The sequence below is a fragment of the Micromonospora sp. NPDC005206 genome (assembly GCF_040608175.1).
GTDB lineage: Bacteria > Actinomycetota > Actinomycetes > Mycobacteriales > Micromonosporaceae > Micromonospora.
In genome coordinates, this window is sequence record NZ_JBEXHU010000059.1 from 1 (window position 1) to 7551 (window position 7551).

At 68.1% G+C, this 7551-nt stretch carries 6 protein-coding genes and 1 pseudogene; 4 read left to right on the forward strand and 3 right to left on the reverse strand.

Annotated elements, in window-relative coordinates; all coding sequences use genetic code 11:
- A partial coding sequence (locus ABZU69_RS36635) for a transposase family protein (RefSeq protein WP_354968800.1) occupies positions 1–486 on the reverse strand: 486 nt, incomplete at its 3' end.
- A 67-nt stretch (positions 487–553) separates the two neighbouring features.
- Between ABZU69_RS36635 and ABZU69_RS36640 the strand changes: the two are divergent.
- The 3 genes and pseudogenes from ABZU69_RS36640 to ABZU69_RS36650 form a co-directional block, all read left to right on the forward strand.
- Positions 554–895, forward strand: a pseudogene (locus ABZU69_RS36640) (IS1380 family transposase); the annotation flags it as partial.
- Complete coding sequence (locus ABZU69_RS36645) at positions 865–987, forward strand: hypothetical protein (protein ID WP_354968805.1); 123 nt, start codon at positions 865–867, stop codon at positions 985–987. The pseudogene ABZU69_RS36640 and the gene ABZU69_RS36645, both read left to right, overlap by 31 nt.
- Before the next feature lie 257 nt (positions 988–1244).
- The gene (locus tag ABZU69_RS36650) at positions 1245–1529 is read left to right on the forward strand and encodes a nucleotidyltransferase family protein (RefSeq protein ID WP_354968801.1); all 285 of its coding nucleotides are present in this window, start codon (positions 1245–1247) and stop codon (positions 1527–1529) included.
- Between the two features lie 266 nt (positions 1530–1795).
- On the opposite strand, the gene ABZU69_RS36655 is transcribed toward ABZU69_RS36650, so the two are convergent.
- Positions 1796–2809: a hypothetical protein gene (locus ABZU69_RS36655; protein WP_354968802.1), complete on the reverse strand. Its 1014-nt coding sequence runs from the start codon at positions 2807–2809 to the stop codon at positions 1796–1798.
- Positions 2810–3324: 515 nt separating this feature from the next.
- Here ABZU69_RS36655 and ABZU69_RS36660 point away from each other — a divergent pair.
- Positions 3325–6267 (forward strand): beta-L-arabinofuranosidase domain-containing protein, encoded by a 2943-nt coding sequence (locus ABZU69_RS36660; protein WP_354968803.1) that lies wholly within the window; start codon positions 3325–3327, stop codon positions 6265–6267.
- Positions 6268–6631: 364 nt separating this feature from the next.
- Here ABZU69_RS36660 and ABZU69_RS36665 read toward each other — a convergent pair whose 3' ends face one another.
- The gene (locus ABZU69_RS36665; protein ID WP_354968804.1) at positions 6632–7189 is read right to left on the reverse strand and encodes a hypothetical protein; all 558 of its coding nucleotides are present in this window, start codon (positions 7187–7189) and stop codon (positions 6632–6634) included.
- Positions 7190–7551 lie beyond the last annotated feature (362 nt).

The window sequence follows — 7551 nt, forward strand, 5'->3', positions numbered from 1 at the left end:
CGTGTCGTTGCGGTTGCCGGGCTGTGGGTCGCCGACGGCGATGACCAGGCGGGTGGAGGCGTCGATGGCGACCTGCAGATTCGTCGAGTACCGGTAGTTTTTGCACCGGGCGGCCAGGCGGTGGTCGCGGGTGGGAATCAGGGTGCCGTCGACGATGGCGATCTGCTCGACCGGCCGCCGGCGCACCGGCGCCAGTGCCAGCAGCGGGCCGAGGGCGTCGATGACCCGGTGCGCTGCCGAGTGCGACACCCCGAACAGCGGGCCGATCTGGCGCATCGTCAGGTTCGTGCGCCAATAGGTCGCCACCAGCAGCACCCGGTCGGCGAGGTCCAGGGCCCACTGCCGGCCGGGCCGGCCATCAGCGATCGTGGCACCGCCCCGCTCGGTGACCAGACGGACCAGCTTGCGGAACTGGGCGGGCTGCAGCCCCGTGAACGGGAAGATCCACTCAGGGTGCGCCGCGGTGATCACCTGCACCCCAGGCATCCTTGATGATCGTCCTCAGCGGACAGACACCGGGGTTACGAGACGTCCCTTAGGGTCTCATCCGTCCATCACGGAAGGCACTTTCAAGGTGCAGCGTACCGGCATGCGTCCCAAGCTTGCGGTCTCTGGTGGGGGTCGGGGCGTGGTCGGTCACGCTGGTGCCCGCCTGCTGGCCGACATCGCCGAGGTGACTGGGGTGGCCAGCGGTTTTGCTGATGCGCTGGCCGGGTTGCGGCAGCGACGCCCGGTCCATGAGCCGGGCCGGGTCGCCGTCGATCTGGCGGTGATGCTCGCCGACGGCGGCGAAGCGATCGCCGATCTGAGCGTGCTACGCCATCAGCCCGCATTGTTTGGGCAGGTCGCATCGGACGCGACCGGGTGGCTGGTCCTGGACAGCCTGGAGTCATCGCCGGCCTGGTCGGCGGACTGCTCGGCGGCCTCATCCCCGCCATCCGCGCCGCCCGCATCCCGATCGCCACCGTCATGCGCGCCCAGGTGTGAGAAACCGGCGGCGACGCACGCGCAACGCGGCAGATCCGGATACGCGGTTACCCGCCAACCGAGGCCTACGAGCTCAACTGCGTCTGCGAAAGGAATATCAGCCGACCGTTCGTGAGCACAACGAGCTGCTTACGCGTCGATGCCAGCACCATCGCCAACAGCGACCCGCCACCCTCAAGGATCATTGCCTGGCTGAGGAGCGCCCCGAGTCGACCGGGCGAGAACTTGCCGACCATGGCCCACGTCGTCACGATTGGTTGCTCGCCGCACTGCAGGATCCCGCGAAGTTCGGCGGCGGCCCGGCGCCCCCGTTGCGCACCATCGCCGACGAGGTCGCCACCTGGCCCGAGTACGCCACCGCCGTGGCGGTACGCCTCGACGCGCACGACCAGATCGTGGTCTGCGCACCGCACGGCCTCGACGACCTGCTCGACGGGGTGTGGCGGCGCAACCTAACCAGGGTCAGCCCGGAGATCTCCCGGCAACGACTCGCCCGCTACCGCCCCGCCGAACGCTGGCCCGGTGTCCGCGTCGTGACCTGAGCCAGCGCTCGAAGCCCGCGGAGGGTTGCCGCCAAGGCGCGCTCCTGCTGGCGGGCGGCTCCCGGACCGGTGGAGCGGGCCGCACACATGATCTTGCGTGATGGGCGCGGTTTGTGCCTCCAGCGGATGTCAATCCGGGTCAACCGATGCCAGCGCGGGTCATCGTGGCCGACCGTCGGTCGCAAACCGGGGTTCGTGTGCTCCGGGTGCGGTCCTGGGCTGGGAGAACAGGGGTTCACTCACCCGAGCACCTACCCAAAGCGTGGTCAAGCGGCTGCACCGGGAAGCCGCCGACGCCGTGGCCAACAAAATCGCCACCAAACGGCGACGCGGCGCGTGAAGGAAGGTCCACGCATGTTCGGCGACGCCGCCGGCGAAGAGTCGGGGCTTTCGCGGGTGCGGGTCGGCAAGACGACCGGCTCCTGCGGCAGCGGCGTCAGTGCTGCGGTGAGCTCATGCATCTCAAGACCGTGTTCGGTGCCGTGGTGGTTGGTTCGGTCGACGAGCTCCTGTATGGCGGCCCGGTAGTGGGGGTCGGTGTGGTAGGGCCAGTGGCGTTCGACCGGCGGTGGGACGGTGTCCGCTGGGTCGATGGTGAGGGCGCGGGGGTCGCGGAGTCGGACATCGACCGAGCTGGCGGCCGGGTTGTCGCATGGCCGCTGGGCGCCGCGGTGGTGGTCGAAGATGGGTCCGCCGATCGGGTCGGTGTCTCGCCAGAGGTTGTGCCATCGCCAGTCGAGGCGTTCGCCGATGTCGCGCAGAACGTGCTCGCCGAGGTAGGCAGGGTAGAGGCGGGCGTAGATGCGGCGCAGTGGGCTGCCGTGGGTCAGCAGCGCCACTCTGCGCAGGGCGGCAGGTGGCAGTTGCAGGACGGTGGCTGCGGCGAGGACGGAGCCGTGGCTGTGCGCGGAGATGACGACTGGGCCTTGTGCGGCGAGGGCGGTGACCCGTTTGGTCAGTTCGGGCACGGCTCGGGCGGCGTAGCAGGGGGGTGCGAACGGGTGGACGGTGCGCGGCCAGAAGGTGCCCACATCCCATAGGACCGCCACGAGGCGTCGGGTCTCGGTGGATCGGTATGAGCGGTATCCGAGGATCACGAGGCCGATCACGAGCAGGCTGATGACCCAGACCCCGGCGTCCGTGACGTACGCGGCGAGCAGCGCAGTTCCGCCGCGTGTCCCGCTGAGTTGGGCGGCGAGCTGGGTGGGCCCGATCCCGATCAGGTCGAGGGCGATGGTGGCCAGGCCGAGCGAGGAGATCAGGAAGAACGCGACGAGCATCGGGCCGAGTTCCTCGGTTAGGTGGGACTTGGCGACGGTCTCGCGTACGGCGTGGAGCCGACGCGCCGCATGTGGGGGACCTGGGGAAAATCGTGTGCGATGCGGCGCCCGGTGCATGTCGAGGAAGCGGTACGGGTGTTCGTTCCGCCGGCGAATCCGAGCGGAACCGCGTACGTCAGCGACCTGCCCTTCCTGAGTAAGAGCAACGGATGGGGGCCGGTCGAACGGGACCGGTGCCGTCGGGGTGGGGTGGCAACGACGGGCGGGGCCATCGACGCGCACAGACCTCTTGACCGTGTCCAAGTGATCGCTAACATGGGGAGCACGCACGGCAGTAGCGCTCTCACCACCGGCAAGACTCCGTCCCGCCTGAGCTAATTCCCCGCCATCGTCTGCCAAGCCGTCACCCAATGCGCCGCGATGTTAGCGCGAACATTTCCTTTCTGGCGGCGGGGTGGCCGGTATGTCCCGTCCCGGCCAGCGAGCTGGTCACAGCCCAGAACAAGGAGAGTGACGTGAGCAAGCAATTCTCCCGGCGGAACCTGTTGCGCATTGGCGCATTGGCGGCCGCCGCCCCGGCCGCGATGACCCTCGCGCCAACCGCGCCCGCAATCGGTTCGCGCGGTACCCCCGGCGACCGAGGCGGCGCCGGAAGCAAACACCCACGGCCGGGCTGGGAGGCCGCCAACTGGCGGGTCAAGCCCTTCGCGCTGAACCAGGTCGCTCTGCGCGACGGCATCTTCCGGCAGAAGCGCGACCGGATGCTCAACTACGCCCGGAACTACCCCGGCACCGGCGGTGTTTTCGACGGGCCGGACCGCATGCTGCACCTGTTCCGGGTCAACGCCGGCCTGTCCGCTCCCGGGACCTGGCCGGGCGGTTGGGACACCCCAAACCACCTGCTGCGCGGCCACTTCACCGGCCACTACCTGACGATGCTGTCGCAATGTTGGGCCGACACCGGCGAGGAGGTCTTCCTCGACAAGCTGGACTACCTGGTCGAGGAACTGGGCAAGTGTCAACGGGCGCTGGACGCCCGGCCGGTGGGTCGGGTGCCGGGCCGTTCGGGCAAGGCGGTACGGCTCAGCGACCCGCACCCCAACCAGTACGTCCTGCTGCCCGCGGGCATCCTGGCGGACGTCGCGGACGTCACCATCACGGCCTGGGTGAACCTCGTGGCGGCGCAGAACAACGCCAAGATCTTCAGCTTCGGCACGGGTGCCAACGTCCACCTCTCGCTGACCGCGCGGGTCTCGGCGACCAACCCCGGTCCGCGTTTCGCGATCACCAACAGCGGCACCAGCGCCGAGCAGCGGATCACCGGCGACAACGTTCCCGTCCCAGTCGGTCAGTGGGCGCACGTCGCGGTCACCCTCTCCGCCGCGGACGGCACCGGTCGGCTCTACGTCGACGGGGTCGAGGCCGGCACGGCCGCCATCACGCTCACCCCGGCGAGCCTCGGTGCGACCGGCAACAACTGGATCGGGCGCGGGCAGAGCAACAACGATCCGCTGCTGAACACGTCGGTCGACGACTTCCGGATCTATCGTCGGGCGCTGAGCGGGACCGAGGTGCAGGCGCTCGCCGCTGAACAGGCGTCGGCCCCGGCCGCGTCCCCGGCGGACCTGGTCGCCTGGTACCGCTTCGACACCGACGGCGAGACCGCAAGCGACCACTCGGGCAACCGGCGGGACGCGAGGATCATCGGCACCAGCTACCGCGGTTTCCTGGCCGCGTTCCCGGAGGGCCAGTTCAGCCGCCTCGAGCCGCCGACACTGCAGCCCAACAGCGGGCCGAACGCGGTCTGGGCGGTCTGGTACACCTGCCACAAGATCATGCGAGGGCTGCTCAACGCGTACCACCTGACCGGCAACGAGGAGGCCCTCGACATCGCCTTCCGGATGGGCGACTGGGCCCACCAGCGGCTCAGCCGGTACAGCCAGGATGAGCTAGATCGAATGTGGAACATCTACAGCGCGGGCGAGGCCGGGTCGATGAACGAGGTGATGGCGGAACTCTCGGCGCTGGCCCACGGCTCCAAGAAGCGGGCGCAGTACCTGGCGACGGCGAAGGCTTTCACCTTCACCACCCTCTTCGACGCCTCCCTTGCTGAGCGGGACGAGCTCAACGGGCGCCACGCCAACCAGTACATGGCGCCGAACATCGGCTACCTGCGGATCTTCGAGCGGACCGGGGACCGGGACTTCCACGTCGCGGCCAAGCACTTCTGGTCGATGGTGGTGCCGCACCGCACCTTCAGCAACGGCGGCGCCGGCCGGAGCGAACACTTCGGCCCGCGCGGCGTCATCACCGCCGGATTCACCTCATCGTCGGACCCGAGACACGCCGAGACCTGCTGCGCCTACAACATGCTGCGGCTGACCCGGAACCTTTTCTTCCACGACCCGGATCCGGCCTACATGGACTTCTACGAGAAGGCCCTGCACAACCAGATCCTCAGCTCGCGGCGGGACGTGGACAGCGTGACCAGCACGGAGGTGACGTACCACCAGAACATGTGGCCGGGCCGCTCCCGCCGGATCGGCAACACCGTCGAATACAGCCGGTACGGCAGCAACGGCAGTTGCTGCAACGGCACCGGCCTGGAGAGCCACACCAAGTACCAGGAGACCATCTATTTCCATTCGGCCGACGAGTCGACGCTCTATGTCAACCTCTTCATCGCCTCGACCCTCACCTGGCGCGACCGGGGCTTTGTCATCACCCAGGAGACGCGGTACCCGACCGAGGGGTCGAGCCGGCTCCGCTTCGAGCAGGGCGGCGGGCGGTTGAAGGTCCGGCTGCGGGTGCCGGCGTGGGCGACGCAGGGCTACACGGTACGGGTCAACGGGCGCGGCCAGCGGCTGGAGGCCGAGCCCGGCAGCTACGTCACCCTCGACCGGCGCTGGAACCGCGGCGACACGATCGACATCGACATGCCGATGAGCTTCCGGGTGGAGAAGGCCCTCGACGACAAGTCGGTCCAGTCGATCATGTATGGCCCGACCCTGATGGTGGTCCGCGACGCGACGCCGAGCTACCGCGAGTTCAGCTTCTATCGCGACCTCAAGCTCAACGGCGATCTGGCCAGTTCGATCCAATCGACCGACGTGCCGATGCGCTTCACCACGCACGGCTACACGCTGGCGCCGTATTACATCTCCGACCCGGTGCCCGGCGAGTTCAACGCCTACCACCCGTACGTCAAGCGGATCGAGCCCGATGTGGTCTTCGGCACGGTCGGGTCCGGAGTGCCCAACGACGGCGTACGCGACGAGAACGGCGAGACCTTCCTCGACCGGGTCTGGGCCGAGGCACCGTTCGCCAGCCACGGGCACTTCCTCCACCGTGTGCGGCAGGTTTCGGCCGAGTGGGTCACCGCCGGCCGGCACACCGAGGAACAGCGGCAGGCGATCCTCGACGCCGCCACCCAGGCGCGGCGCGACCTGGACGGTTGAGCGTCGTCGCGCGGGGCCGGTCCGGGCGGTGTCACCGTCCGGACCGGCCCCGCGCTGCGGCCAACCCCACCCCAAAGCCGCAGCGACGGCCGTGATCAGGAACGCGATCCGGAAGTTGTGATGCCGTGGCGACAGCCGATGATCGCGCAATGTCGCACCTGAGCGTGGGCAGCGGGGCGGGGGTGGTAGCGGGGCGCGCCGCTCATCGCAACGGCGACACCCACACCCGCCTGCAGCACGTCGCTGCCGCTGAGCCCACCGGGAAACAGTGGACTCAGCGGCAGCAAGGGGCCGTGACACCAGGGCACGCCAGGAGATCAGGACGGCAGGGTGGCCGAAGGTTCCGGCCACCCTGCCGTTTCCGCTACCTGGCGGTGCTTTCGATCCAGTCGATCAGCCGCGTGAACGCGGCCTCAATCTCGACGTAGTCGAGATCCTCCTCCTCCAGCTCACCCCAGACCGCCCGGTACAGCAGGTCCAGGGTGCCGAAGCGAGCTAATCGATAGCCGAGGGAGTCCTCGCCGTACTGCCGGCCGAGATCCAGAGCGGCTCCGAGGCAATCGGCCGCCATTCCGGAATTCGGCGCGTACAGCACCTCTCGCTCCCGAATCGCGCGCAGGGTGGCGGCAAAATCGTACAATCCGCTCTCGTCGCCTCCTGTTGCATCAGGTGCGTAGGCTCGCTTCGCCTTCCGGCGGAACGTCAGGAGTTGCTCATCGTCCTGGAACGAATGCTGTCCTGAGTCCGGGAGTTCCTCAATCAGTTCCTCGACGGTCGGAGTGAGGACGAGCCTGCCGCCCACCGTTAGGAACCGGTCCGGGTCACTGCCACCCGACAGTGTGTAACCCGAGATGAGATCAAGGTTGACACCGACGATCCACAAAGTGGTTGCTCCACTGAGCTCCTGGAGCGGTTCACCCATCGGGAACCTCGAAACCATCGAACCCGTCCGCCTCATCGTCCCGACCGTTCAACACCCTTTTTGATCTTAAAGCGTGTTTGAGATGGGGTTGATCAGGTCCAGGTGCAGGTGCGGCGGGCTTGACGGCGTGCCGGTTTGCCGCGGGTGATACGGCGGGTCATGCCGGCGAATCGCCACGCTTGCGCACCTGAAAGACGCGGTGCACCACCTACGCCCGCCTATCAAGGCTGCTGGGAATCCCGATACGGCTGTCCACCGACGTGAACGTCTGTCCCGCACCGGGTTTGATGGAGACATCGAAACCTGGGAGGAACACCAGCGATGCCCGCACCGAAGAAGTACAACGATGAGCTGCGTGAGCG

Bases quoted from the DNA above. Each gene is read 5' to 3' on its own strand.
- ABZU69_RS36655 (WP_354968802.1), bottom strand. From the start codon at position 2,809: ATGCTCGTCGCGTTCTTCCTGATCTCCTCGCTCGGCCTGGCCACCATC.
- ABZU69_RS36665 (WP_354968804.1), bottom strand. From the start codon at position 7,189: ATGGGTGAACCGCTCCAGGAGCTCAGTGGAGCAACCACTTTGTGGATC.